Annotated in this window: 20 protein-coding genes and 1 tRNA gene; 16 read left to right on the forward strand and 5 right to left on the reverse strand. The window is 68.1% G+C overall.

Translation table 11 applies throughout. The features are described 5' to 3' along the window. Window positions 1-36: 36 nt before the first annotated feature. The 8 genes from fdnG to KU887_RS17015 all read left to right on the forward strand — a co-directional run bounded on the left by fdnG (window position 37) and on the right by KU887_RS17015 (window position 9,693). On the forward strand, window positions 37-3,108 hold the full coding sequence (gene fdnG / locus KU887_RS16980; RefSeq protein WP_148094030.1) for a formate dehydrogenase-N subunit alpha: 3,072 nt from the start codon (window positions 37-39) through the stop codon (window positions 3,106-3,108). Window positions 3,109-3,118: 10 nt separating this feature from the next. Next, window positions 3,119-4,033 carry a formate dehydrogenase subunit beta gene (gene fdxH, locus KU887_RS16985; protein WP_006488883.1) on the forward strand — a complete coding sequence of 305 codons (915 nt, stop codon included), beginning with the start codon at window positions 3,119-3,121 and terminating at the stop codon, window positions 4,031-4,033. Then, window positions 4,030-4,656, forward strand: coding sequence for a formate dehydrogenase subunit gamma (locus KU887_RS16990; RefSeq protein WP_006488816.1), 627 nt, complete (start codon window positions 4,030-4,032; stop codon window positions 4,654-4,656). The genes fdxH and KU887_RS16990 overlap by 4 nt, the downstream gene beginning before the upstream one ends. 109 nt (window positions 4,657-4,765) lie before the next feature. Next, complete coding sequence (gene fdhE, locus KU887_RS16995) at window positions 4,766-5,701, forward strand: formate dehydrogenase accessory protein FdhE (protein ID WP_006492897.1); 936 nt, start codon at window positions 4,766-4,768, stop codon at window positions 5,699-5,701. A 73-nt stretch (window positions 5,702-5,774) separates the two neighbouring features. Further along, the gene (gene selA, locus KU887_RS17000; protein WP_200064101.1) at window positions 5,775-7,214 is read left to right on the forward strand and encodes an L-seryl-tRNA(Sec) selenium transferase; all 1,440 of its coding nucleotides are present in this window, start codon (window positions 5,775-5,777) and stop codon (window positions 7,212-7,214) included. Next, a complete protein-coding gene (selB, locus tag KU887_RS17005) occupies window positions 7,211-9,136 on the forward strand; it encodes a selenocysteine-specific translation elongation factor (protein ID WP_258256846.1) in 1,926 nt (641 codons plus the stop codon). Before selA ends, selB begins: the two co-directional genes overlap by 4 nt. Window positions 9,137-9,177: 41 nt before the next feature. Continuing rightward, window positions 9,178-9,273, forward strand: a tRNA-Sec gene (locus KU887_RS17010). Window positions 9,274-9,480: 207 nt separating this feature from the next. After that, entirely contained in the window at window positions 9,481-9,693 is a 213-nt protein-coding gene (locus KU887_RS17015) for a hypothetical protein (protein WP_060263519.1), read from the forward strand. A gap of 77 nt (window positions 9,694-9,770) precedes the next feature. Here KU887_RS17015 and KU887_RS17020 read toward each other — a convergent pair whose 3' ends face one another. From KU887_RS17020 to KU887_RS17030, 3 genes are all read right to left on the reverse strand, one after another. After that, window positions 9,771-10,196, reverse strand: coding sequence for an NUDIX hydrolase (locus KU887_RS17020; protein ID WP_006495929.1), 426 nt, complete (start codon window positions 10,194-10,196; stop codon window positions 9,771-9,773). A gap of 131 nt (window positions 10,197-10,327) precedes the next feature. Beyond that, on the reverse strand, window positions 10,328-11,716 hold the full coding sequence (locus tag KU887_RS17025) for a nucleobase:cation symporter-2 family protein (RefSeq protein WP_034178302.1): 1,389 nt from the start codon (window positions 11,714-11,716) through the stop codon (window positions 10,328-10,330). A gap of 114 nt (window positions 11,717-11,830) precedes the next feature. After that, window positions 11,831-12,808: a LysR substrate-binding domain-containing protein gene (locus KU887_RS17030; RefSeq protein ID WP_006488825.1), complete on the reverse strand. Its 978-nt coding sequence runs from the start codon at window positions 12,806-12,808 to the stop codon at window positions 11,831-11,833. Window positions 12,809-12,940: 132 nt separating this feature from the next. On the opposite strand from KU887_RS17030, the gene KU887_RS17035 reads away from it, so the two are divergent. From KU887_RS17035 to KU887_RS17070, 8 genes are all read left to right on the forward strand, one after another. Next, the gene (locus tag KU887_RS17035; protein ID WP_006492889.1) at window positions 12,941-13,660 is read left to right on the forward strand and encodes an SDR family oxidoreductase; all 720 of its coding nucleotides are present in this window, start codon (window positions 12,941-12,943) and stop codon (window positions 13,658-13,660) included. A gap of 240 nt (window positions 13,661-13,900) precedes the next feature. Further along, a complete protein-coding gene (locus tag KU887_RS17040; RefSeq protein WP_205672529.1) occupies window positions 13,901-15,364 on the forward strand; it encodes an MFS transporter in 1,464 nt (487 codons plus the stop codon). Next, window positions 15,361-16,902 (forward strand): FGGY family carbohydrate kinase, encoded by a 1,542-nt coding sequence (locus tag KU887_RS17045; RefSeq protein WP_258256853.1) that lies wholly within the window; start codon window positions 15,361-15,363, stop codon window positions 16,900-16,902. The genes KU887_RS17040 and KU887_RS17045 overlap by 4 nt, the downstream gene beginning before the upstream one ends. Window positions 16,903-16,920: 18 nt before the next feature. Then, window positions 16,921-18,600, forward strand: a complete 1,680-nt coding sequence (locus KU887_RS17050; RefSeq protein WP_006492899.1) for a glycerol-3-phosphate dehydrogenase/oxidase — start codon at window positions 16,921-16,923, stop codon at window positions 18,598-18,600. Then, window positions 18,597-20,159: an FAD-binding oxidoreductase gene (locus KU887_RS17055; protein ID WP_258256854.1), complete on the forward strand. Its 1,563-nt coding sequence runs from the start codon at window positions 18,597-18,599 to the stop codon at window positions 20,157-20,159. The genes KU887_RS17050 and KU887_RS17055 overlap by 4 nt, the downstream gene beginning before the upstream one ends. Window positions 20,160-20,164: 5 nt before the next feature. Continuing rightward, window positions 20,165-20,740, forward strand: a complete 576-nt coding sequence (locus tag KU887_RS17060; RefSeq protein ID WP_006488888.1) for a glycerol-3-phosphate responsive antiterminator — start codon at window positions 20,165-20,167, stop codon at window positions 20,738-20,740. A gap of 28 nt (window positions 20,741-20,768) precedes the next feature. Beyond that, window positions 20,769-21,104 carry a putative quinol monooxygenase gene (locus tag KU887_RS17065; protein ID WP_034202541.1) on the forward strand — a complete coding sequence of 112 codons (336 nt, stop codon included), beginning with the start codon at window positions 20,769-20,771 and terminating at the stop codon, window positions 21,102-21,104. Next, window positions 21,101-22,258 (forward strand): iron-containing alcohol dehydrogenase, encoded by a 1,158-nt coding sequence (locus KU887_RS17070; protein ID WP_006495922.1) that lies wholly within the window; start codon window positions 21,101-21,103, stop codon window positions 22,256-22,258. The genes KU887_RS17065 and KU887_RS17070 overlap by 4 nt, the downstream gene beginning before the upstream one ends. Window positions 22,259-22,293: 35 nt before the next feature. Here KU887_RS17070 and KU887_RS17075 read toward each other — a convergent pair whose 3' ends face one another. Both KU887_RS17075 and KU887_RS17080 read right to left on the reverse strand, forming a co-directional pair. Continuing rightward, entirely contained in the window at window positions 22,294-23,457 is a 1,164-nt protein-coding gene (locus KU887_RS17075) for an MFS transporter (RefSeq protein WP_258256857.1), read from the reverse strand. Window positions 23,458-23,678: 221 nt separating this feature from the next. Further along, a complete protein-coding gene (locus tag KU887_RS17080) occupies window positions 23,679-25,859 on the reverse strand; it encodes an ornithine decarboxylase (RefSeq protein ID WP_212267198.1) in 2,181 nt (726 codons plus the stop codon). Between the last annotated feature and the right edge of the window lie 403 nt (window positions 25,860-26,262).

Below are 26,262 nucleotides of genomic sequence, written 5' to 3' on the forward strand. Positions count from 1 at the left end.
AGTTTCACCCCACCCCACAATAACGCCGAGACCGCCATGCTACAAATGTCCCGGCGCCAGTTCCTGAAGGTGACGGCCACGTCGCTTGCCGGATCGAGTCTTGCCCTGATGGGCTTTTCTCCGTCCGAAGCGCTGGCCGAAGTCCGACAGTACAAACTGGCGCGCACCGTCGAAACGCGCAACACCTGTCCTTACTGTTCAGTGGGTTGCGGCATCCTGATGTACAGCCTCGGAGACGGCGCGAAGAATGCGCAGCCGAGCATCATCCACATCGAAGGCGATCCCGACCACCCCGTCAATCGCGGCACGCTGTGCCCGAAGGGCGCGAGCCTGATCGACTTCATCCACAGCCCGAACCGCCTGACGCACCCCGAGTATCGTGCGCCCGGCTCGGACAAGTGGGAACCCATCTCGTGGAACGACGCGCTCGACCGCATCGCGAAGCTGATGAAGGCCGACCGCGACGCGAACTTCGTCGAGACGGCCGAAGACGGCGCGAAGGTCAACCGCTGGCTCACGACCGGCATGCTGGCCGCGTCGGCGGGCAGCAACGAGGTCGGCTACCTGACGCACAAGACCATCCGCAGTCTCGGGATGCTCGCATTCGACAATCAGGCGCGTGTCTGACATGGCCCGACGGTGGCAGGTCTTGCCCCGACGTTTGGCCGTGGAGCGATGACGAACCATTGGGTCGACATCAAGAACGCGGACGTGATTCTCGTGATGGGCGGCAATGCAGCCGAGGCCCATCCGTGCGGTTTCAAGTGGGTGACGGAGGCGAAGGCGCACCGCAAGGCGCGGCTGATCGTCGTCGACCCGCGCTTCACGCGTACGGCCTCGGTGGCCGATTACTACGCGCCGATCCGCACCGGCACCGACATCGTCTTCCTGGGCGGCGTCATCAACTATCTGCTGACGAACGACAAGATCCAGCATGAGTACGTGAAGAACTACACGGACTTCTCGTTCATCGTGCGCGAGGATTTCGCGTTCAACGACGGCATTTATTCCGGCTACGACGCGCAGAAGCACGCGTACCCGGACAAATCGAGCTGGGACTACGAGCGCGGCGACGACGGTTTCGCGAAGATCGATCCGACGCTGCAGCATCCGCGCTGTGTATATAACCTGCTGAAGCAGCACTACGCGCGCTATACGGCGGACATGGTCCAGCAGGTCTGCGGCACGCCGAAGGACAAATTCCTGAAGGTGTGCGAGATGCTCGCGAGCACGGCCGTACCCGGCCGCGCCGGCACGGTGCTGTACGCGCTCGGCTGGACCCACCACTCGATCGGCGCGCAGATCATCCGCACCGGCGCGATGGTGCAGCTGCTGCTCGGCAACATCGGCATCGCCGGCGGCGGGATGAACGCGCTGCGCGGCCACTCGAACATCCAGGGGCTGACCGACCTCGGGCTGATGTCGAACCTGCTGCCGGGCTACATGACGCTGCCGATGCAGGCGGAGCAGGACTTCGACGCGTACATCAAGAAGCGCGTGCAGCAGCCGCTGCGGCCGAACCAGTTGAGCTACTGGAAGAACTACAAGGCGTTCCACGTCAGCTTCATGAAGTCGTGGTGGGGCGACGCGGCTACCGCCGAGAACAACTGGGCGTACGACTACCTGCCGAAGCTGGACAAGCAGTACGACCTGCTGCAGGCGATCGAGCTGATGAATGCCGGCAAGATGAACGGTTACATCTGCCAGGGCTTCAACCCGCTCGCGGCGGCGCCGTCGAAGGTGAAGACGGCGGCTGGCCTCGCGAAGCTGAAGTGGCTCGTGATCATGGATCCGCTCGCGACCGAGACGTCCGAGTTCTGGAAGCCTCACGGCGACTACAACGACGTCGATCCGTCGAAGATCCAGACCGAGGTGTTCCGCCTGCCGACCACCTGCTTCGCGGAGGAAAACGGCTCGCTCGTGAGTTCGAGCCGCGTGCTGCAGTGGCACTGGAAGGGCGCGGAGCCGCCGGGTGAAGCGAGGAGCGACCTCGAGATCATGTCGGGGCTGTTCCTGCGCATGCGCAAGCTGTACCAGAAGGACGGCGGCAAGTATCCGGACCCGATCGTGAACCTGACCTGGCCGTACGCGAACCCGGAAAGCCCGACGCCCGAGGAACTGGCGATGGAGTTCAACGGGAAAGCGCTCGCCGATCTGCCCGATCCGAAGGATCCGGCGAAGACGCTCGTGAAGAAGGGCGAGCAGCTTGCCGCGTTCGCGCAACTGAAGGACGACGGCACGACCGCGAGCGGCTGCTGGATCTTCTGCGGCGCGTGGACCCAGGCCGGCAACCAGATGGGGCGGCGCGACAACTCCGACCCGACCGGTATCGGCCAGACGCTGAACTGGGCGTGGGCATGGCCGGCGAACCGGCGGATCCTGTACAACCGCGCGTCGTGCGACGTCGCCGGCAAGCCGTTCGACCCGACCCGCAAGCTGATCGGCTGGAACGGCAGCGCGTGGAAGGGCGCCGACATCCCGGACTTCAAGGCGGACGAACCGCCCGAAAACGGGATGGGGCCGTTCATCATGAATCCGGAAGGCGTCGCGCGCTTCTTCGCCCGCGCGGGGATGAACGAAGGTCCGTTCCCCGAGCATTACGAGCCGTTCGAGACGCCGCTCGCCGCGAACCCGCTGCACCCGAACAACCCGCAGGCGCTGAACAACCCGGCCGCCCGCGTGTTCCCGGACGACCGTGCGTCGTTCGGCAAGGTGGCGGAATTCCCGCACGTGGCGACCACGTACCGGCTGACCGAGCACTTCCACTACTGGACCAAGCATGCACGGCTGAACTCGATCATCCAGCCCGAGCAATTCGTCGAGATCGGCGAAGACCTCGCGAAGGAAGTCGGCGTCGCGCATGGCGAGCGCGTGAAGGTGTCGTCCAAGCGCGGCTACATCATCGCGGTCGCCCTCGTCACGAAGCGGATCAAGCCGCTGACGGTCGACGGCAAGAAGGTCCAGACGGTCGGCGTCCCGTTGCACTGGGGCTTCAAGGGCCTGACGAAGCCCGGCTATCTCGCCAATACCCTGACTCCGTCCGTGGGTGACGGCAACTCCTATACACCGGAATTCAAGTCGTTCCTGGTGAAGGTCGAAAAGGCGTAAGGGGGAAGAGATGGCATTGCAATCGCTGGATATCAAGCGCGTCTCGGCCACCACGACGCCACCGCCCACGGTGCGCGAACCGGTGACCGGGAGCGTCGCGAAGCTGATCGACGTATCGAAGTGCATCGGCTGCAAGGCATGCCAGACGGCATGCATGGAGTGGAACGACCTGCGCGACGAAGTCGGCACCAACGTCGGCGTGTACGACAACCCGGCCGACCTGACCGAGCATTCGTGGACGGTCATGCGGTTCTCCGAATACGAGAACCCGGCGGGCGACCTCGAGTGGCTGATCCGCAAGGACGGCTGCATGCACTGCGAGGATCCGGGCTGCCTGAAGGCATGCCCGTCGCCGGGCGCGATCGTGCAGTACAACAACGGGATCGTCGACTTCCACGAGGAGAACTGCATCGGTTGCGGCTACTGCGTGACCGGTTGCCCGTTCAACGTGCCGCGGATCTCGAAGAAGGATCATCGCGCATACAAGTGCACGCTCTGTTCCGACCGCGTCGCGGTCGGCCAGGAACCGGCCTGCGTGAAGACCTGCCCGACGGGCGCGATCGTGTTCGGCACCAAGGAGGACATGAAGCAGCACGCGGCCGAGCGGATCGAGGACCTGAAGGAGCGCGGCTTCGAGCATGCGGGGCTGTACGACCCGCAGGGCGTCGGCGGCACGCACGTGATGTACGTGCTGCACCACGCGGACAAACCGTCGCTGTATCACGGTCTGCCCGACAATCCGTCGATCAGCCCGATGGTGAAGCTGTGGAAGGGCATCGCGAAGCCACTCGCGGTCGCCGGCCTCGCGCTGACCGCGCTGGCCGGGTTCTTCCACTACACGCGGGTCGGTCCGAACGAGGTCACCGACGAGGAAGAAGCCGCTGCCCGCGACGAGGCACGACGCATCAAGGAGGACGCGAAATGAGCCACGACGACCCCAACCTGATCGTCCGCTACACGCCGAACGAGCGCACGAACCACTGGATCACCGCGATCACGTTCGTGCTGCTCGCGCTGTCCGGGCTCGCGCTGTTCCATCCGTCGATGTTCTGGCTGACCGCGCTGTTCGGCGGCGGCCAGTGGACGCGGATCCTGCATCCGTTCGTCGGTCTCGTGATGTTCGTGTCGTTCGCGATTCTCGTGGTGCGGTTCTGGCACCACAATGCGCTCGATGCGGACGATCGCCAATGGCTGAAGCAGATCGGCGACGTGCTGACCAACCAGGAAGACAAGCTGCCGCCGGTCGGGCGCTATAACGCCGGACAGAAGCTGCTATTCTTCACGCTGGTGGCGTGCCTGTTGCTGCTCCTGCTGTCGGGAATCGTGATCTGGCGGCGCTATTTCTCGTTCTACTTCCCGATCGGGGTGATCCGCGCGGCCGCTGTCGTGCATGCCGTGGCGGCCTTCGTGCTGATCGCGAGCATCATCGTGCACATTTACGCGGCGTTGTGGGTGAAGGGTTCGATCGGCGCGATGGTGCGCGGCACCGTCACGCTGGGCTGGGCCCGCAAGCATCACCCGAAGTGGTTCCGTGAAAGCGTGAAATAACGCACCGGAGCGGAAGCGGTACGCCGATTGCGGCGTACCGCTCCGCCAACCGCCGGAATCGCCTGAAGAGCGCCGATTCGTCGGCGCTTGTTTTTTGGAAGAAATTTTCGTGACACAACGCATTCTCGAACCGACCGAGATCTCGGCACTCGATCATTCGGCCATTCCGCGCTTTCGCCTGCCGGAGCGCGCGACCGCGTTCGCGGCGCGCGCCGCGCGGCTGCGCAAGCTTGCCGACCTGAACCCGATCAGCGGCTACCTGCGGCTGATGGCCACCGTCGCCGACGCGCAGCACGCGACGCTGCAAGCGCTGGAGCTGCCGCTGCCGTCGAAGGAAGCAATCGCACGCGCACAGGAACATTCGATGCCGCTCGTGCCGGCGCTCGACGGCGAGCGCGATGCGCGCTGGCGCGCCGTGCTGTATGAATTGCTCGACCGCGTCGAAAGCGCGGGGCTCGTCAATCCGCAACTCGCGAAGCTGCTCGACCGGCTGCGCCTGATGGCGCCCGCCGAGCTCGACGCACAGGCCGACGCGATCCTCGCGCTGCGCTTCGCCGAGGTCGACCCGGCCACCGCGCCGTTCCTGATGGCCGCGCTGCAGGTCGCGTGGACGGACCTCGCGAGCCGCGTGACGCCGACCGATGTCCCGTATCTCGACCAGCCGGGGCTGTGCCCGGTGTGCGGCACGCATCCGGTCGCGAGCGTCGTGCGGGTCGGCGGCCAGTATCAGGGCTACCGTTTCCTCCAGTGCGGGCTGTGCACGACCGAGTGGCACATGGTGCGTACCAAGTGCTCGCACTGCGATTCGACGAAAGGCATCGCGTATCACGGGATCGAAGGCGGCAGCGAAGCGATCAAGGCCGAATCGTGCGACGAGTGCAAGACCTATCGCAAGATCGGCTATCAGGAGAAGGACTACGAGTTCGAGCCGCTGGCCGACGATCTCGCGAGTCTCACGCTCGACCTGCTGATGAACGAGGCCGGCTACCAGCGCAGTTCGCCGAACCCGCTGCTGTGGCCGGACGTGTCGCGCGAAGCGGACTGACGGCACGGGGCCGGGGCGGGGCGCGAGCGCCGGCCCGGCCGACTGCGAAGCATGAGACTGGAGCCACGACGACGTGACCGAACCGGGTGTGAATGAACTGAATGCCGTGCTGGCGCGTGTGCCGTCCGTCGAGCGCGTGCTGTCCTCGACACCGTTGCAACCGCTGATCGACGACTATGGCCGCACGCGTGTGCTGAACGCGGTGCGCGCCGAACTGGAACGCTGGCGCACGGCCGCGCAGCACGATCCCGCGGCGGCCGAGCCACTGGACGAGCCGCGCATCGCAGCGGCCGTCGCGCGCACGCTGGCCGCGCAGAGCGCGGGCGCCGTGCGCACCGTGTTCAACCTGACCGGCACCGTGCTGCACACGAACCTCGGGCGCGCGTTGCTGCCCGACGACGCGGTGCGCGCGGTGGTCGACGCGCTCACGCGGCCCGTCAACCTCGAGTTCGACCTCGCGACCGGCCGCCGCGGCGATCGCGACGACCTGATCGACGATCTGCTGTGCGAACTGACGGGCGCGGAGGCCGCGACCGTCGTCAACAACAATGCGGCGGCCGTGCTGCTGACGCTGTCGGCGCTCGCGACGAAGCGGGAGGTGGTCGTGTCGCGCGGCGAGCTGGTCGAGATCGGCGGGGCGTTCCGGATCCCCGACATCATGAGCCGTGCCGGCGCGAAGCTGCACGAGATCGGCACGACCAACCGCACGCACCTGCACGACTACGCGGCCGCGATCGGCCCGCGCACGGCGCTGCTGATGAAGGTGCACTGCAGCAACTACGCGATCAGCGGCTTCACGAAGGAGACGACGCTCGCCGAACTCGCGCCGCTCGCACGCGAGCGCGGGGTGCCGGTCGCCGTCGATCTCGGCAGCGGCACGCTCGCCGACCTGTCGCAATGGGGCCTGCCGCACGAGACGACCGTGCAGGAAACCGTCGCCGCCGGCGCAAACGTTGTCACGTTCAGCGGCGACAAGCTGCTCGGCGGGCCGCAGGCCGGCCTGATCGTCGGCGACCGCGCACTCGTCGCGAAGATCAAGAAGCATCCGCTCAAGCGCGCGCTGCGCGTCGGCAAGCTGACGCTCGCGGCGCTCGAACCCGTGCTGCGGCTGTATCAGTCGCCCGAATTCCTGCGCGACCGGCTCACGACGCTGCGCCTGCTGACGCGCCCGCAGCGCGAGATCGCCGAGGCCGCCGAACGCGTGCGTCCGGCGTTCCAGGCCGCGCTCGGCAGCGGTTTCGACGTGACGGTCGAGCCGATGTTCAGCCAGATCGGCAGCGGCGCGCTACCGGTCGACCAGTTGCCGAGCGCCGGGCTCGTCGTGCGCTCGGCGGACGGCAAGCGCAGCGGCCGCGCGCTCGCGCAGCTCGAGAAACGCCTGCGCGAATGGCCGCGCCCGGTGATCGGCCGCGTGGCCGACAACGCGCTGCGGCTCGACCTGCGCTGCGTCGAAGCGGCCGACGAAGCGGCGTTCGTCGCGCAATGCGTGCCGCTCGCGGGGCCCGCCGCATGATCGTCGGGACCGCGGGACACATCGACCACGGCAAGACCACGCTCGTGCGTGCGCTGACGGGCGTCGACACCGATCGGCTGAAGGAAGAGAAGGCGCGCGGCATCTCGATCGAGCTGGGTTATGCGTATACGCCGCTCGACAATGGAGACGTGCTCGGCCTGATCGACGTGCCGGGCCACGAGAAGCTGATTCATACGATGGCGGCCGGTGCGTGCGGCATCGACTTCGCGTTGCTCGTGATTGCCGCGGACGACGGCGTGATGCCGCAGACGCGCGAGCATCTCGCGATCCTGCAATTGCTCGGCGTCACGCATGGTGCCGTCGCGCTGACGAAATGTGATCGCGTCGATGCCGCGCGGGTCGCCGAGGTGCGCGACGAGATCGCCGCGTGGCTGCACGATTCGACGCTGGCCGGCGTGCCGATCTTCGAAACGCGCGCGACGGTGGCCGACGATCCGGGCGTCGCCGCGCTGAAGCGGCACCTGGCCGACGCGGCGATCGCGTGGCGCGCGCGTCGCGATGACGGCCTGTTCCGGCTCGCGGTCGATCGTGTGTTTACGCTCGCCGGGCAGGGCACCGTCGTGACGGGTACCGCGTTCGCGGGCCGTGTCGCGACCGGCGACACGCTCGCGATCGTGCGCACCGGCGGCGCGGCCCGCGTGCGCAGCATCCATGCGCAGAACCGGCCGGTCGAGGCTGGCCGCGCGGGCGAGCGTTGCGCGCTGAATCTGGCCGGCGTCGACAAGGCCGACGTCGAGCGGGGCGATACCGTCGCCGATGCGCGGCTCGTCGCGACGTCGCCGCGCCTTGATGTCGAACTGACGTTGCTCGCGGACGCGGGGCTGACGTTGACGCACTGGGCGCCGCTGCATGTGCATCTCGGCACGCTGCATCGCGTGGCTCACGTCGCGCTGCTCGACGGCGACACGCTCGCGGCCGGCCAGCGGATGTGCGTGCAACTGGTGTTCGACGAACCGGTGTTCGCGCTGCCGGGCGACCGCTTCATCGTTCGCAATCCGCAAGCAACGCGCACCGTCGGCGGCGGCCGCGTGCTCGATCCGTTCGGGCCGGCGCGCAAGCGCCGCACGCCGGCGCGCCGTGCGTGGCTCGATGCGCTCGCCGCGTGGCTCGACGAAGGGCGCCTCGATGCACTGCTGGCGCAGGCGCCGCTCGGCATGCCACGCGCGACGCTCACGCATCTGACGGGATTCGCACCCGATGCGCTGGGGTTGCCGGACGACGCGCTGGCGATCGGGCAGCGCGATGCCGCGTCGAATGAAGGCGCGGTGATTTCGCGGGCGCACTGGCGTGCGTTGCAGGCACGGGCGGTCGATACGCTGCGCGCGTACCACGAGCGCATGCCCGACGAGCAGGGGCTCGACGCCGCACGCCTGCGGCGGATGGCGGCGCCGCTCGTCGGCGATGCGCTGTGGCGCGCGCTCGTCGAGGCGCTGGTGGCGGGCGGCGAGGTCGTGCGCAGCGGGCCGTGGCTGCATCTGCCGTCGCATTCGGTGAGCCTCGAGCCGCGCGAGGAAGCGCTGGCGCAGCAACTGCTGCCGCTGATCCACGCGGGGCGCTTCGATCCGCCGTGGGTGCGCGACCTGGCTCGCGATACGGGCGTGGCCGAGGACGCGGTGCGCACGCTGCTGCGCAAGCTCGCGCGGCGCGGCGACGTGCACCAGGTCGTGCGCGACCTGTTCTATCACGCGGACGTCGCACGGGAACTGGCGGAACTGGTCGCGCATCTCGCGCCGTCGCGCGGCGGCGGGCTCGATGCCGCGACGTTCCGCGATGCGACGGGGCTCGGTCGCAAGCGCGCGATCCAGATTCTCGAGTTCTTCGATCGGGTTGGGTATACTCGCTTCCACCGCGATCTTCACTACCTGCGGCCTGACAGCGGTTGGGTGGGTATTCAGGCGTAGGCGCTCGTCGTTCTTCTCGCTCTTTTGATTCTTTTCCCCACGGAAGGCATTCGTATCCGGTGGTACGGCCGGGCTTCAAACCCGGTTAGGGGCGTCAGACGCTCCTGGGTAGGTTCGACTCCTGCTGCCTTCCGCCACCTCGTTTTTCTCCCGACTCGGCATGCTTCGGACTGCGCGCGCCCGCGTCGAGCGCCCGCATCGCGCAACGGCCGCGACCGCGCAAACTTGATCGGGAAAAGCACTAGAAGTGCGGGAATTATTTCCCGGCTATAGTGAAATGACTGAAGGTAGACGCGCGCGTTTTTGCCGATACCGTTCAGGTCATGACTGTAGACGGGTGCTGTATGAAAAATAAAATCGAAAAGACCGCCGGACCGATCTGGGGTGTGGCTGCAGGATTGTTTCTCGCGGCGGCAGGGTTGAGTCTCGGCATCTTCCCGCAATCCTTGCACAGCTCGGGAAGCGCGAACGACTTCATGGCGTCCGGCGTCGCGATGCTAGGCGTTTTCCTCGTCGTCTATTCCACGCACGAACTGCGAAGAAAGCGCTCGCATTGAGCGCACGCGTGCCGCTGATCCACGAAAATCGGCTCGAGTTCGCCGGCTGCGCGTGCATGCGTTCGCCGCGCCGATGTCTACGCTTTACGGATTTCGTGGTTGTAGACGAGTTCGACGATCCGTTTCGTCGGGATGCTTGCGCGCAGCGCATCGACACCGTCGATCGGAAACCACTTGCATTTCTCGATCTCGTTGTTCGCTTGCGGCGTCTGGTCCGGGCCGACTTCCGCGAAGAACACGTGATGGATTTTTGCGAGCCCGGTGAACTGCATCGAGTACACGAGATGCTGGCCGGTCACACCGGTTTCTTCGCACAACTCGCGATGCGCGGCTTCGAGCGGCGTCTCCCCACGCTTGATCGTGCCGCCCGGTAGCGCCCAGCGCGACGACGCACGCGCGACGAGCAGGACTTGCTCGTCGCGGTAGCAGACGACGGTCGCGCGTTCCTTGATCGGGACGGCGCTCGTTTCGGCGGAGGGGGTGGGCGCTCGCGTTTGGGGCATGGAGCCATTCTAACCAGCGCGGATCGATCGGCCAAGGCAGCCTGACCCGATTTGACGTTCGCGGACGACGGTCGAACGACGCGGCCCGTCATGCGTGCCGCGCCGTCATGCGGTTCGTGCCGCGTTTGCCTTTACTTCTTTTCCGGCAGGAACCAGTTCATCACGAGCGCGCAGATGCCGCCCGTCGCCACGCCCGATTCCAGTACGTTCTTCAGTGCATGCGGCAGGCTGTTCAGAATGTCCGGCACCTGCGACACGCCGAGGCCGAGCGCGAGCGACACCGCGATGATCAGCAGCGCACGGCGGTCGAGGTGGACGCCCGCGAGGATGTTGATGCCCGACGCGGCCACCGCACCGAACATCACCATCGCCGCACCGCCGAGCACCGGCTCCGGCACCGCCTGCAGCACGCCGGCGACGACCGGGAACAGGCCGAGCACCACCAGCATGCCCGCGATCCAGATGCCGACGTAGCGGCTCGCGACGCCGGTGATCTGGATCACGCCGTTGTTCTGCGCGAATACCGAGCTCGGGAACGTATTGAACACGCCGGCCAGCAGCGAGTTCGCGCCGTTGACGAGCACGCCGCCCTTGATGCGCTGCATCCACACCGGCCCTTCGACCGGCTCGTTCGAGATCTTGCTGGTGGCCGTCACGTCGCCGATCGCTTCGAGCGACGTGACGAGATAGATGATCAGCATCGGCACGAACAGCGCCCACGAGAAGCCGATGCCGAAGTGCAGCGGCGTCGGGACCTGGAACAGCGCGGCCTGGTGCATGCCGGTGAAATCGAGGCGGCCGAGGAACGCGGCCGCGAGGTAGCCGATCGCAAGCGCGATGACGAGCGCGGTGCTGCGCACCCAGACGACCGGCACGCGGTTCAGCAGGATGATCGTGCCGAGCACGAGGCCCGACAGCGTGAGGTTCTCCGCGCTCGCGAACGTGCCCTTGGCCATCGCGCCGTAGCCGCCGCCCATGCTGATGAGGCCGACCTTGATCAGCGTGAGGCCGATCAGCAGCACGACGATGCCGGTGACGAGCGGCGTGATCAGGCGTTTCACGAACGGCAGGATGCGCGACACGCCCATCTCGACGAACGACCCCGCGATCACGACGCCGAAGATCGCGGCCATCACGGTCTCGACCGGCGTGCCTTGCTTGACCATCAGGCTGCCGCCGGCGATCAGCGGGCCGACGAAGTTGAAGCTGGTGCCCTGGACGATCAGCAGGCCGGCGCCCAGCGGGCCGAAGCGCTTGCACTGGACGAAGGTGGCGATGCCGGAAATGACGAGCGACATCGACACGATCAGGGTCGTATCGCGGCTGGACACGCCGAGCGCCTGGCAGATCAGCAGGCCCGGCGTGACGATCGGCACGATGATCGCCAGCAGGTGCTGCAGCGCGGCGACGAAGGCGACCATCGGCGCCGGCCGGTCGTTCGGGCCGTAGACGAGGTCGCGGGCCGATTCTGCGGCGTCGGCGCCATGGGAGGCGGATTGGGCGGAGGAGGCGGGTTGCATGGCGAGCGGGCCGGACAAGGTGGAAAGTGCGGCATTTTAGCCGAAGGGCCCGCCGGCGCCGCCCGGCCGTGCCGCAATAGTCGACGGCGGCCGGCTGGCGTGAGCCGCGCGACGTCAGCCCGCTGCGCGCGTTGCTTTGCCGCGCGTCGTCGTGCGTGGCGGGCGCGAATCCGGATACGCGCGCTGGCAGACGGCGATGACCGCATCGCGCAGGCGGCGATGCACGGGGTCGCCGTGCATGCGCGGATGCCACAGCGCGGACACCAGGATCGCCGGCAAGCGGACCGGGATCTCGAAACTGCGCAGCCCGAGCGCGTCGGTGAGCCCCGGCGAGCACGCGTTGCCGAGGCTCGAGCGCGGCACCAGCGCGACGAGGTCGGTACTGGCCGCGACACGCATCGCGTCCGGATAGCCCGGCACGACGACGTGCACGGCGGGGCCCGGGCCGGCCTGGCCGGTCGAGTCGTCGGCCGGTCCGTCGAAATCGCCGAACTGGGCCGCGATGACGTGACGGCAGGCTGCATAGCGCGCGGGCGTGATCCGGGCCGACGCGAACAGCGGATGCCCGACGCGCGCCACCGCGACGTGCCAGTCGTGAAAGAGCATCCGCGTGTGCAGCTCGGGCGCGTCGTCGCCGCGCTTGCCGATTTGCAGGTCGACGGTGCCGTCGCGCAGCGCTTGCGGATCGCTGTCGAGCTTCGGGACGAAGCGGATACGCACGTGCGGCGCGACGTCGGCCAGCGCGGCCACGACCGGGCCGGCCAGCATTTCCATGAACGACGCGGCCGCCCGGATCGTGAACGTGGCCGTGAGCGTCGCGAGGTCGACGTCGGCCGTCGCCGGCCGCAGCACGGCGCGCGCGTCGCTCGCGACGGCATGCACGCGGTCGCGCAACGCGGTTGCGTGCGGGGTCGGCACGAGCCTGCGCCCGGCGCGCACGAGCAGTTGATCGCCGGTGGCGGCGCGCAGCCGCGTGAGCGTGCGGCTCATCGCGGACGTGCTCAGGCCCAGCCGGCGCGCGGCGCCGGTCACGCTGCTCTCCGACAGCAGCGCGTCGAGCGCGGTGACGAGGTTCAGGTCGATGTTTTCCATGTGGACAGGATACGCCACTGCGAGGTGTGACATGGCGTTTGATGCAACGATGGATTGCATTCGGTGCGTCTGGCGCCTGTCATGGTGCACGCCTATAGTGGGTGCATGACGAACACGGTAAACGCAAAAACCATGCAATCGACTGAATCGAATCGACGCAACGCGCCCGCGATCCTCCTCGTCGCGGCGTCGCGCGGCCTCGGGCTCGCGATGGCGGAGGCCTTCCTGAACAAGGGCTGGAACGTGACGGGGACCGTGCGCGCAGAATCGGGGCGCACGCAGCTGCACGAGCTGGCCGAGCGGTTCGACGGCCGGCTCGAGATCGGCACGCTGGACATCTGCGCGCCCGCGCAACTGGCCGCGCTGCGCGAGCGTCTGGCGGGCCGGCGCTTCGACATGCTGTTCGTGAACGCGGGCACGACCAACGATCCGAACGAAACGATCGGTGAAGTGACGACCGACGAATTCGTACGCGTGATGATCACGAATGCGCTGGCGCCGATGCGCGCGATCGAGACGCTGCAGGATCTGGTGACCGACGACGGGCTGATCGGCGCGATGTCGTCGGGGCAGGGCAGCGTCGCGAACAACGTCAGCGGCATGCGCGAGGTCTATCGCGGCAGCAAGGCCGCGCTGAACCAGTTCATGCGCAGCTTCGCGGCGCGTCAGGCCGATACGCGCCGCGCGATGGCGCTGATGGCGCCCGGCTGGGTCCGCACCGAACTCGGCGGGCCCGACGCACGCCTGACCATCGACGAAAGCGTGCCGAGCCTCGTCGACGTGCTGCTCGCGAAGCGGGCGCGGCCCGGGCTCGAATACCTCGACTATCTGGGGCGCACGGTGCCGTGGTGAACAGGTGGCTGACCGCGCGCGGCCAGCCGGGAGATGACGTTGCGTACGCAACGATTGCGGGGAGCGCCGACGTGCGCGTCGCTGCATCGCACAACCGACCGCGCTTGACACCAGCGCGCTGCCCGCCGTAAATTGCGCAGGCAGATCTAGATAAGAGACTATCTGTAAGATGGTCTCTCCATGCGTCGATCGCATCTGCAATGTCGAGCCTCTTACAGAACAAATATACGGAGGCCGATTGTGCAAACGATCGCGGTCAAGCTTCATGGCATTGAAGACGTCATCTCCTTTCTCGACACGCGCCCCGGTATCGCGGGCAGGGCGGGACTCGTCTGGTGGCTGTCGCTCGGCGGGCTGTTTCTCGACGCATTTTCCAACTCGGCATTGAGTGCCGGCCTCGGGCCGATGACGCACGAATTGCATCTGTCGGCCGCACAGGTCGCATGGATGACGTCGTTCGCGTCGTGGGTCGCGATCGCGTTCAACCCGATCGGCGGCTGGATGGCCGACCGCTGGGGCCGCGTGCGGCCGCTGATCGCCGCGAAGCTGCTGTCGGTGATCGGCGCGTTGCTGGTGGTGTTCGCGCCCGATTTCAATACGATTCTCGCGGGCCGCTTCTTCGTCGGGATGGCGTACGGCATCGACTTCGCGATCGCGATGGCGATGCTCGCGGAATTCACGCCGGGCCGCCTGAAGAGCCGACTCAATACCTGGCAGGGCATGTGGTACACGGCCGTGTGCCTGAACCTGCTGCTCGCGCTGCTGTTTCATGCCTGGCAGGTCGGCGATTCGATCTGGCGCTACTCGGTGGCGGCGACCGCCGTGTTCGGCATCGCGATCCTCGCGCTGCAATGCGCATTCCTCGTCGAAAGCCCGATCTGGCTCGCCCGCAAGGAGCGGCTCGACGAGGCGGCGCGCGCGATGACGCGCATCTACGGGCAGCCATTCGTCGCCGCGCCCGCGCATGAACGTACTCCCATCGTCAATCCGGCCACGCGCGGCCTCGCGAACGTGCTGCTGATCTTTCGCGGCGTCTACCTGCCGCGCACGATCCTGGCCGCGACCGTGCAGATCGGCCAGTCGATCGAATACTTCGCGATCGGCTGGTACCTGCCGCTGATCAGCGCGGCGCTGTTCGGCAAGGACTTCGTCTACGCGACGCTCGGCGCGCTCGTGTTCAACCTGTTCGGGATCGTCGGCGGCTTCTCGTCGTCGGCGGTCGGCCGCCGTGTCGGGCTGCGTCGCGCGTCGGCGTTCGGCTTCGCGGCGGTCTGCGTGATGCTGGTTGCGCTCGGGTTGTTTCATGCGCGCATGCCGCTGTGGCTGTCGGTGGTCGTGCCGTCGCTGTTCATCCTGTTCCACTCGGCCGGCCCCGGCGCGAACGGCAAGAGCCTGTCGTCGCTGTCGTTTCGCGGCGAATTGCGCGCGGGTGCGAACGGCATCGTCGGGGCGCTCGGCTCGATCGGCGCGGCGCTCGGCCTGCTGGTCTTTCCGCTGTTTCGTGCGCGCTACGGCCTCGAACACACGTTCCTGATCCTCGCGATCGTGCCGTGCGTGGCCAGCGCGATCTGCTTCGCGATCCGCTGGGATCCGACCCGCACCACCGTCAATCCCGACAACGAACCCGACGCGCCGCACTTCGGCGACGACGGCCGCGCCACGTCGGCCTTCCTGAAACCCGCCATCGAGAAAACGCAGCGATGACCGAATCCCGAAACGCCATTCTCGCGATCGACGAAGGCACGTCCGGCACGCGCGCCGCGCTCGTCGACGCGAGCGGCCACGTGTCGTGCCTGGAATACCTGCCGCTGTCGGTCGAGAGCCCGCAGCCCGGCGTCGTCGAACAGGACGCGAACGCGATCCTCGACAAGACGCTCGCCGTCTGCCGTGCGACGCTCGCGCAGGCGCATCAACAGCACGTGCGCATCGTCGCGCTGGCGCTCGCGACGCAGCGTGCGACCGCCGTGCTGTGGGACACGCGGACCGGGCGCGCGCTCGTGCCCGCGATGGTCTGGCAGGACACGCGCCATGCGGCCGAGCTCGACCGTCTCGCGGCCGACTGGGACCGCGTGCTGGTGCCGCAGGTCGGCCGGCCGGCGGGGGTGCGCTCGCCGTATCTGTGGGCCGTGCACCAGTTGCGTACGTCGCGCGCGGTGGCCGATGCGCATCGCGCCGGCCGTCTCGCGTTCGGCACGATCGACACGTGGCTGCTGTGGCATCTGTCCGAGGCACGCGCGTGCATGACGACGCCGACCAACGCGACGTCCGCCAGCGCGTACCTGCTCGGCGAGCATCGCTATTTCGACCCGTGGCTCGACGCACTCGGCTTTCCGCGCGAACTGCTGCCGGCGCTGCGCGAGGACGCCGACGCGTTCGGCCACACGCGCGCGGACGTGCTCGGCATCGACGTGCCGATCCTCGCGTGCGCGGGCGACCAGTTCGCGGGCGCGGTCGGCCTCGGCTGCGTCGAGCGCGGCCAGGCGATGTGCGTGCACGGCACCGGTAGCTTCGTCGACCTGCTGACGGGGACGGCGCGCCCCGACGCCGGATCGCATGCGCAACCCGGCCACGCGCACGACGGCACGCTGGCGATGACCGCGCGGCGGCACGGCGGCGTGTCGCATTACTCGCTCGAAACCTTCGTCGCGACGACCGGCTCGGCGTTGCGCTGGGTCTGCGAAAAGTTGCGCTGGTTCGACGACCCCGCGCAGATCAGCGCGCTGGCTGGCACCGTGGGGTCGGCGCGCGGCGTGACCTTCGTGCCGGCGCTCACCGGCCTGCGCGTGCCGAGGATGGAGCCGAACGCGCGTGCGCTGCTGTCCGGCATCTCGATCGCGACGACCCAGGCCGAGGTCGCGCATGCGGTACTCGAAGGCATCGCGCATTCGGTCGCGTCGTGCATGGAGGCGAACGAGGCGGTCGCGCGGGCCGGCGTGTCCGAGCTGATCGTCGGCGGCGGCCTCGCGGGCAGCGACACGCTGCTGCAGATCCAGGCCGACGTGAGCGGCGTGCCGGTGCGCCGGATGCGCGACGGCGATCGCGCGAGCCTGCGCGGCGCGGCGTTTCTCGCGGGCGCGTCGGGGTTGCTGTGGGAATCGCTCGAGGCGGCCCGTGCGACGCTCGTCACCGACGCCGTCTTCGAACCGTCGATCGATGCGGACAGCCGGCAGCGGCGGCGCGCGGCCTGGCATGCGCGGATCGCGTCCGAGCTCGCGCACGCGGCCGATTTTGCTCATGCGTAAGCACGGAGAACGACCAGCATGATGTTTTTGCCATCCAGAAAACCCCGCACGGACCGGGCCGGCATGACGGCCACGGAGCCGCTACGCGTGAACCGCGACGAGCATCTGGCGCGACTCGAGACGGATACGTTCGACGTACTGATCGTCGGCGGCGGCGTGACGGGCGCTTACGCGGCGTTCGACGCGAGCCTGCGCGGGCTGCGCGTCGCGCTCGTCGAGAAGAGCGATTTCGCGTCGGGCACGTCGTCGAAATCGTCGAAGATGGTGCACGGCGGACTGCGCTACATCGAGCAGGGCAATCTCGGGCTCGTGCGCCATTCGCTGCTCGAGCGGCAGCGGTTGCGGCGCAACGCGCGCCATCTCGTGCAGCGGCTGCCGTTCCTGTTCCCGGTGATGGAGCGCGAAGGCGTGTTCGACCGGCGTCTCGCGAAAGCCTTCGAAAGCCTGCTGTGGACCTACGACATCGCCGGCGGCTGGCGCGAGGGCATCCTGCACCAGAAGCTGACCAAGGCCGAGGTGTTGTCGCATTGCCCGACCTTCAACGAAACCTACCTGACGGGCGGCTTCCTGTACTTCGACGCGCGCGTCGACGATGCGCGCCTGACGCTGAACCTCGTGCGCACGGCCGCCTTCCATGGCGCGGCGGTGGCGAATCATGCACGCGTGGTGGAACTGACGCGCGACGGCCACGGCAAGGTCGACGGCGCGATCGTGCACGCCGACGGCCGCGAGCGGCGCGTGCGGGCACGCGTGGTGGTGATGGCGACCGGCGTGTGGCTGCGCGACTGGACCGGGGCACGCAAGGGCGACGCATCTGGATTGCAAGTGCGGCCTGCGAAGGGCGTGCACGTCGCGATTCCGTGGCTGAAGATCCGCAACGACTGCACGGTGACGATCCCCGTGCCGGGCCGCAACCGCCGCGCGACGATCACGCGCTGGGGCAACGTGTCGTATCTCGGCACGACCGACGAGGACTACGACGGCGATCTCGACGACGTGCACTGCACGCGGCAGGAACTCGATTTCCTGCTGGAAGGCGCGCGCTCCGCGTTGAAAGTCGACCTGAGCGCGGACGACGTGGTCGGCAGCATCGCCGGATGCCGGCCGCTCGTCGGGCCGCCCGGCGGCAAGACGATCGAGATGAAACGCAATCACGAGATCCATGTCGCGCCGGACGGCCTCGTGACGATCGTCGGCGGCAAGCTGACGACGTCGCGGCACATGGCCGAGCAGACCATCGATACGGTCGGCAAGCTGCTCGGCCGCCGCACGCGCTGCCGCACGAAATCGGCGTACCTGCTCGGGGCGGCCGGCTACGACCCGCAGGCGATCGTCGCATCGGGCGGGCTCGCCGCGCATCTCGGCGAACGCTACGGCACCGAGGCGCGCTTCGTCGGCGACCTCGCCGATGCGACGCCGTCGCTGCTCGCGCCGATCGTCGAAGGGCTGCCGTACAGCGAAGCGGAAGTGCTCTATGCGGTACGCCACGAATTCGCGCGCAGCGTCGACGACGTGCTGTCGCGCCGCACCCGCGCGCGGCTGATGGCGCGCGACGCGTCGGCACGCGCCGCGCCGCGCGTCGGCGCCATCCTTCAGGCGGAGCTCGGCTTGTCCGACGCGGCCGTCGCCAGCCAGGTGCGCGACTACGTCGCCGCCGTCGCACTCGAAAAAGCCATCCTCATCGGAGAAAACGGATGATCAGCAAGGAAGCCATCAAGCGCGGCTACAACCGCGGCAACTACGTCGTCGGCGCGCATACGCCGCCGCCCTACGCACTGAACCTGCCCGCGACAGGCGGCGCGCCTGTCGAGGCCGGCATGCAGCGGGCGCCGGTCACGGTATCGCCGCAGCAGGTCGACGCGCTGCGCGCGGTGGCCGACGAGGTGCTCGTGCAGCCGGCCGACGTCGTCGCGTGGACGCGCGACTGGTGGGCCGCGTCGATGGTCGCGGAGACGGGCGGCCGGCCCGCGACGCCGCACGCGGTCGTCGTGCGCGTGTCGACGGTCGAGCAGGTGCAGGCCGTGATGCGCATCGCACACGCGGCGACGCTGCCGGTCACGGCGTCGGCCGGCCGCAGCAACGTGACGGGTGCGGCGCTGCCGGTGCGCGGCGGCATCGTGCTCGACGTGTGCGGGTTGAACCGGCTGGTCGGCGTCGACGCCGAGAGCCAGATCGTCGACGTCGAAGCCGGCATGTTCGGCGACGTATTCGAGGCCACGCTGCAGCGCGAGCACGGGCTGACGATGGGGCACTGGCCGTCGTCGTTCGGGATCAGCACGGTGGGCGGCTGGATCGCGTGCCGCGGCGCGGGGCAACTGTCGACGCGCTACGGCAAGATCGAGGACATGGTGTTCGGCATGGACGTGGTGCTCGCGGACGGCAGCCTCGTCACGCTGGGCGGGTATTCGCGCGCGGCGGTCGGCCCGGATCTGCAGCAGTTGTTCATCGGCAGCGAAGGCACGCTCGGCATCATCGTGCGTGCGCGCCTGAAACTGCATCGGCTGCCGGACTACGGCCGTGCGCTCGCGTACGGTTTCGACACGTTCGCGGCCGGCCTCGACGCGTGCCGCGAGATCCTGCAGCGCGGCGCGAATCCGGCGGCGCTTCGGCTCTACGACGCGCTCGAGAGCGGCGTGCAGTTCGGCCTGCCCGATACGAACGTGTTGCTGATCGCCGACGAGGGCGCGCCGGAGATGGTCGATGCGGCGATGGCGATCGGCGCGCGCGTCGGCGACGCGAGCGGGCACAAGCTCGATGGCGACGCGATCTTCGAGAAGTGGCTCGACACCCGCTACCTGACCGGCAAGAGCGCGGAAGGCTTCAAGCGCAGCCCGGGCTTCGTCGCCGACACGCTGGAAATGTGCGGCCGCTGGCGCGACCTCGCGGCGATCTATCGCGACGTGGTGGCCGCGTTGCAGGCGGTGCCGGGCACGCTGGCCGGGTCCGCGCACCAGTCGCATGCGTACGCGGACGGCGCGTGCCTGTATTTCTCGCTGCGCGGCGACGTCGCGGTGGCCGAGCGGGCCGCGTGGTATCGCGCGGCGTGGGACGCGGCGAACGCGGTGCTGATCCAATACAATGCGGCGTTGAGCCATCACCACGGTGTCGGGCTGTTGCGTGCGCCGTACATGCGCGATTCGCTGGGCACCGCGTTTCCGGTGCTGCGGGCGGTGAAGCGCGCGCTCGACCCGAAGCATATCCTCAACCCCGGCAAGCTCGGTCTCGGCGACGAGACCGGCCCGCACGTCGACCGGTAAACGTCATGGACAAGTCGCTGGGCGCGCGTCTCGCCCGTCATCCCGTCATCGCCACGCTGTACGGTGTCGAGCAGGCCGACAGCTTCGTCGACAGCGCGGCCGAGGTCGGCATCGTCGCGAACGTCGACCTGCGGCGCTTGCAGGCGGTGGTCGCGGCGCTCGCCCGGGCCGGCAAGTTCGTGATCGTCAACATCGACAGTTGCGACGGGCTGTCCCAGGACAAGGGCGGCGTCGAGTATCTGGCCGATATCGGTGTCGCGAGCGTCGTGTCGACGCGCGTCGCGACGATCCAGCGCGCGAACCGCGCGGGGCTGATCACGATGCAGAAGGTGTTCGTGACCGACCGTTCGACGTGGCCGCGCAGCGTGAAGGCGATCGAGCAGAGCGATCCGAACCTGGTGCAGCTGATGCCGGCGCCGATGCTCGCGCACCTGAGCGAAGCCGACCGGCAGGCGCTGCCGCCGATCGTCGCGTCCGGATTCGTCGGCAACGCGGACGACGTGCGCAGCGCGCGGCGGCACGGCGCGGTCGCGGTATCGACGAGCGACAGCGCGTGGTGGAATTTCGACCCGTCGGCGTGACGGGCTTGTGTCGAACCTGGAGCCCAGCATGAACGAACCCTATCTGCAGGTGATCGCGCATTACTTCGCAAAACCCGGCAACGGCGACCGCGTGGTCGAACTGCTCGCGGAACTCGCGCCGGCCACGCGCGCCGAGCCCAAGAACCTCGACTACGCGTATTTCCGGTCGCCGGAGCACCCCGACCACATCGTGATCCTCGAGCGCTACCGCGATGCGGACGGCCTCGACGCACATCGGGAAACGCCGCATTTTCAGCGGATCGGAATCGGGGCGATCATGCCGTTGCTCGATCGCCGCGACGTGTCGCGCTACATGGTGCAGCCGGACACCGGCACGGCGACGCCACCGGGAGGTACCCGATGAATCCGTTTCAATTCCGTACCGTGCCGACGCAGATCGTCGAATTCGGCGCCGCGCGCCGGCTCGGCGCGCTGTTGCGCGAACGCTTTCCGGCGCTCGCGCGGCTGTGCGTCGTCACCGATGCGTTCCTGCATCGCAGCGGCGTGCTCGCGCCCGCGCTGGAGAGCCTCGCCGCGCACGGCTGGCAGGTCACCGTGATCGACGACGTGATCGCCGATCCGCCCGAGCACGTGGTGCTGGACGCGACCGAGCGGGCCGTCGCGGCCGATGCCGAGATCGTGCTCGGCCTGGGCGGCGGCTCGTCGATGGACGTCGCGAAGCTGATCGCGGTGCTCGCGCCGGGTCAGCAGGCGCTGGCCGACATGTACGGCGTCGACAAGGTCGCGAGCGCGCGGCTGCCGCTCGTGCAGATGCCGACCACGGCCGGCACCGGTTCCGAGGTCACGGCGGTGTCGATCGTCACGGTCGGCGAGGCGCGCAAGATGGGCGTCGTGTCGCCGCATCTGTTCGCGGACGTCGCGATCCTCGACGCGGAACTCACGCTCGGCCTGCCGCGCGCGGCGACGGCCGCCACCGGCATCGACGCGATGGTGCATGCGATCGAGGCGTATACGTCCGCACGGCTGAAGAATCCGGTCTCCGACATGCTGGCCACGCACGCGCTGACGCTGCTGTCGCGCAACCTGCTTGCCGCGTGCGACGACGGCCGGAACCGGCACGCGCGCGAAGCGATGCTGGTCGGCGCGATGTTCGCGGGGCAGGCGTTCGCGAATGCGCCGGTCGCGGCCGTGCACGCGCTGGCCTATCCGGTCGGCGGGATCTTCCACGTGCCGCACGGGCTGTCGAACGCGCTGGTGCTGCCGCACGTGCTGCGCTTCAATGCGCCGGCCGCCGCGCCGCTGTATGCGGAACTGGCAGCCATCGTCGCGCCGTCGGCCACCGGCAGTGACGAGGCGAAAACGCATGCGCTGATCGCCGAGATCGACCGGCTGATCGTCGCGACGGGCATTCCGCGCACGCTGCGCGAAGTCGGCATCGGCGAGGCCGATCTGCCGAGGATGGCGTCGGACGCGATGTTGCAGACGCGCCTGCTCGTGAACAATCCGCGCGAGGTGACTGAAGCAGACGCGCTGGAGATTTACCGGCAGGCGTGGTGAGACGGTGGGCGGTGCAGCACATCGCCCGGCACGATTCACGACGCGCGCACGGTTTGCCGCGCGGGCCGTGCCGCGACCCATGCGCATGCCAGCGCGACGGCCACCAGCACGCAGCCGGCCCACGGTGTAACGAGCAGTGCATTGCGTCCGACCAGTACGCCGCCGAACGCCGACCCGAGCGCGACGCCCGCATGCATCGCCGACACGTTGATGCCGACGCTCGCGTCGGCCAGCGACGGCGCGGTGTGGATCAGATAGTTCTGCACGATCGGCGAGATCGACCAGCTGATGCCGCCCCACAGCATCATTGCCGGCACGAATGCGAGCGGCGACGCACCGGCCGCCGGTAGCACGGCCATCGCGACGAGAAACACGGCCGGGCATGCGCACAGCGCGCGCGAAGCGCCGAGCCGATCCGAGAAGAGCCCGCCGAGCCACGCGCCGGTCACGCCGGCCATCCCGAACGCGACGTACAGCCCTTCGAGCGCGGCCGCGCCGGGCGACAGCACGGCCTGCAGATATGGCGTGAGATACGCGAACAGCGTGAAATGCCCGCCGATCATCGCGATCGATACGCATTGCGCGGCGAGCAGCCGCGGCCGCGCCAGCACGGCGCGATACGACGGCACGCCGGAGGCGCGGGCCGCGGCAGGCGCCATGCGCGGCAGCCGGCGGGCGAGCCAGATTCCGAGCGGCAGCGCCGGCATCGCGATCGACACGAACATCGCGCGCCAGCCGGCCCATTCGGTGATGCGCATCCCGATCGGCACGCCGAGCACGAGCGACGCGCTGATCCCCATGAACACGATGCCGATCGCGCGGCCGCGTTGCGACGCCGGCGCGAGTTCGGCCGCGAAGCGCGTCGCGACGAGGATCAGCGTCGCGCAGCTCGCGGCCATCAGCACGCGCGCGGCAAACAGGCTCGCATAGCGGGGGCTCGCGGCGGCGCCCAGGTTCGCGGCCGCGAACGCGCCGAGCGCCGCGAGCAGCACGGTGCGCCGTTCGACCCGTGCGACGAACGAGGCGGCCACGAGCGCGGCGAGCGCGAACACGGCGGAGAATATCGTGGTGAGCTGTCCGGCAGCGGCGATCGACACGTGAAGGCCGGCGGAGATCGCCGGCAGGATACCGACGCAGATGTTTTCGGCAACGCCGGCCAGGAACACGGCGGCGGCCAGCAGATACACGCGAACGTCCAACGCAAACCCCTCCTGTACGCGCGATGCGACGGCGCCGGGCAGGGGCGGGGCCGCATCGGATCGAATCGACGGATGGGTTTCGAGGCGAGGCTTCGGTTATCCCGGAAAGGAGGGCGGTACCGCACGGTCGGACCATGCGCAAGTGCCGGTGCGCGGCCGTCGCGGCGCCGGGCGGTCGTCTCCGGAACAGACGGCGGGCGGCGTGCAGCCGCCCACCGGACCTACATGCGCGACGCGTCCGCGCCGGCCGCGACCACGTACGCCGATGCCTGCTTGGTGCCGTCCGGCTTCGTCTGCAGGTACACGCCCTGGATTTCCGGCTCGAAGCCCGGCAGCGCGTTGATCCCGGCTTCGAGCGCGCGGAAGTAGTCGAGCGCCGGGCCGCCCCACACTTCGCCCGGCACCACGCAGAAGATGCCCGGCGGGTAGGGCAGCGCGCCTTCGGTCGCGATCCGGCCTTCGATGCGGTCGAGCGTCACGAGTTCGACGTTGTTGCGGATCAGCTCGGCATTCGCGGCCTGCGGCAGCATCGCCTGCTTCGGGAACTGCGCGCGCCGGAACATCTGTTTCTGCAGATGCTTCATGTCGTGGCTGCGGTAGAAGTCGTGCATGCGCTGGCACAGCTGCCGCAGGCGCATCGTGCCGTACAGCTCCGGATACGCTTCGCACAGCGACGGAATCGCTTCGCGCAGCGGCGTGTCCTGGTCGAGATGGCGCTCGAACTGCGCGAGGTGCGCGACCAGATGCTGCAGCTTGCCGAAACTCTCCGATGGCGTGAGCAGGAACAGGATCGTGTACAGGTCGGCCTTCTCGGGCACGACGCCGTGCTCGCGCAGGTAGCGCGCGAGAATCGGCGCCGGCGCGCCGAACGCCGCGTATTCGTGCGTGTCGCGATCGATGCCGGGCGTCGTCAGCAGCAGCTTGCACGGATCGACGAAATACTGGTTGTCCGCATAGCCATCGAAGCCGTGCCACGTGTCGGCCGGATGGAAGCGGAAGAAGCGCAGGTCGTCGACGATCTGCTCGGTCGGATGGTCGGCCCACGGGCGGCCGTCGACCTGCTGCGGGACGAACGGGCGGATCTGGCGGCAGGTTTTCAGCAGCAGCTTGCGCGCGTCGACGCCGTGCGCGACGCAGTCGCGCCACAGGCGCTTGCCGGCCGGGCCCGCGTGCATCTGCGCGTTGACGTCGAGCGCCGCGAACATCGGGTAGAACGGGCTCGTCGACGCGTGGATCATGTACGCGTTGTTGAAGCGCCGGTGATCGCAGAAGCGCTTCTGGCCCTCGATGTGGCTGTCCTTCTTGTGGATCTGCGACGTCTGCGAGAAGCCGGCCTGCTGCTTGTGCACCGATTGCGTGACGAAGATGCCGGGATCGTCGGGGCCGAGCGTCAGCATCAGCGGCGAGCAGTCCTGCATCATCGGGATGAACTGTTCGTAGCCGACCCACGCCGAATCGAACAGGATGTAGTCGCACAGATGGCCGATCCGGTCGACGATTTCGCGCGCGTTGTAGATCGTGCCGTCGTAGGTGCCCAGCTGGATCACCGCGAGCCGGAACGGGCGCGGCAGGTCGGCGCGCTCGGGCGCGACGTCGCGGATCGCGTCGCGAATGCGCGCCTCGCCGAGCGCCGCGCTGTCGACGCCGCCGATGAGGCCCCACGCGTTGCGCGCGGTCTCGAGGTAGACCGGCCGCGCGCCGGACAGCACGAGCGCGCCGAGGTGCACCGACTTGTGGTTGTTGCGATCGAACAGCACGAGATCGTCGGGCGCGAGCAGCGCGCTCGTGACGACCTTGTTCGACGTCGACGTGCCGTTCAGCACGAAGTATGTCTTGTCCGCGTTGTAGATGCGCGCGGCGTTGCGCTGCGCTTCCAGCGCGGGCCCTTCGTGGATCAGCAGGTCGCCGAGCCGCACGTCCGCGTTGCAGAGGTCCGCGCGAAACAGCGTTTCGCCGAAGAAATCGAAGAACATCCGGCCGAGCGGATGATTCGAGAAGAACTGGCCGCCCTGGTGGCCCGGGCAGTCGAATTCGACGTAGCCGCGCTGCACGTATTCGCGCATGACCTTGAAGAACGGCGGCAGCAGGTTCTCGCTGTAGATGTCGGCGGCGGCGGAAATCTGCCGGCCGTAGTAATGGCGGCCGCCGTGCCGAAGCTGGATCACGCCGCTCGCGCTCGGCAGGACCGACGGCGGCACTTCCTGGTCGGGCTCGACCGCGACGAAGAACGGAATCGCGAAACCGGTTCTTTCGACGGTTTTCAGTACCTTTTCCGCGGAATCGATTCCGACGACGATTGCCGCGATATTCGTGAAATCGGTCTGGAATACGTCGACCTGTTCGTGCGTGGTGAGGAAGGCGCCGATCAGCGCCGGCTCGACTGCGATTTTCAACAGGCTCACGCGAACTCTCCGGTAAATGACCTGAAACGGGAGCCGTATTCGCGCCAGGACGCAATCGCGAACCGATACGCGCTACAGCCGATTGAAAACGGTCCCGCGAATGCCGATTGCCGATTGCGCACTGCATCAGGACCCTTGTGCGGCGCGGCACAGCCGCGATCGGGCCGTGCCCGGCGCAGCCGATCGTAGCAACAAAAACATACGAACTCAATCGGACCGGATCGAAATGCCATTGCGGCATGAGCATGATCAAATAATCGGAAATTGGCGTGCTGCGGCGCACATAAAAATGATCCAATGATGAAATCCGATTTGAAACGCGTCGATGGCTTCACCGAATCGTCAGCTTTTCATCGAAAGGCATCCATGGCATAGTCGGCTCCGAATTGGACGGCGAATCAAG

Source organism: Burkholderia sp. EMB26 (genome assembly GCF_024730645.1).
Lineage (GTDB): Bacteria > Pseudomonadota > Gammaproteobacteria > Burkholderiales > Burkholderiaceae > Burkholderia > Burkholderia cenocepacia.

Bases quoted from the DNA above. Each gene is read 5' to 3' on its own strand.
- fdxH (WP_006488883.1), top strand. From the start codon at position 3,119: ATGGCATTGCAATCGCTGGATATCAAGCGCGTCTCGGCCACCACGACG.
- KU887_RS16990 (WP_006488816.1), top strand. From the start codon at position 4,030: ATGAGCCACGACGACCCCAACCTGATCGTCCGCTACACGCCGAACGAG.
- selB (WP_258256846.1), top strand. From the start codon at position 7,211: ATGATCGTCGGGACCGCGGGACACATCGACCACGGCAAGACCACGCTC.
- KU887_RS17015 (WP_060263519.1), top strand. From the start codon at position 9,481: ATGAAAAATAAAATCGAAAAGACCGCCGGACCGATCTGGGGTGTGGCT.
- KU887_RS17020 (WP_006495929.1), bottom strand. From the start codon at position 10,196: ATGCCCCAAACGCGAGCGCCCACCCCCTCCGCCGAAACGAGCGCCGTC.
- KU887_RS17025 (WP_034178302.1), bottom strand. From the start codon at position 11,716: ATGCAACCCGCCTCCTCCGCCCAATCCGCCTCCCATGGCGCCGACGCC.
- KU887_RS17030 (WP_006488825.1), bottom strand. From the start codon at position 12,808: ATGGAAAACATCGACCTGAACCTCGTCACCGCGCTCGACGCGCTGCTG.
- KU887_RS17035 (WP_006492889.1), top strand. From the start codon at position 12,941: ATGCAATCGACTGAATCGAATCGACGCAACGCGCCCGCGATCCTCCTC.
- KU887_RS17045 (WP_258256853.1), top strand. From the start codon at position 15,361: ATGACCGAATCCCGAAACGCCATTCTCGCGATCGACGAAGGCACGTCC.
- KU887_RS17050 (WP_006492899.1), top strand. From the start codon at position 16,921: ATGATGTTTTTGCCATCCAGAAAACCCCGCACGGACCGGGCCGGCATG.
- KU887_RS17055 (WP_258256854.1), top strand. From the start codon at position 18,597: ATGATCAGCAAGGAAGCCATCAAGCGCGGCTACAACCGCGGCAACTAC.
- KU887_RS17060 (WP_006488888.1), top strand. From the start codon at position 20,165: ATGGACAAGTCGCTGGGCGCGCGTCTCGCCCGTCATCCCGTCATCGCC.
- KU887_RS17065 (WP_034202541.1), top strand. From the start codon at position 20,769: ATGAACGAACCCTATCTGCAGGTGATCGCGCATTACTTCGCAAAACCC.
- KU887_RS17070 (WP_006495922.1), top strand. From the start codon at position 21,101: ATGAATCCGTTTCAATTCCGTACCGTGCCGACGCAGATCGTCGAATTC.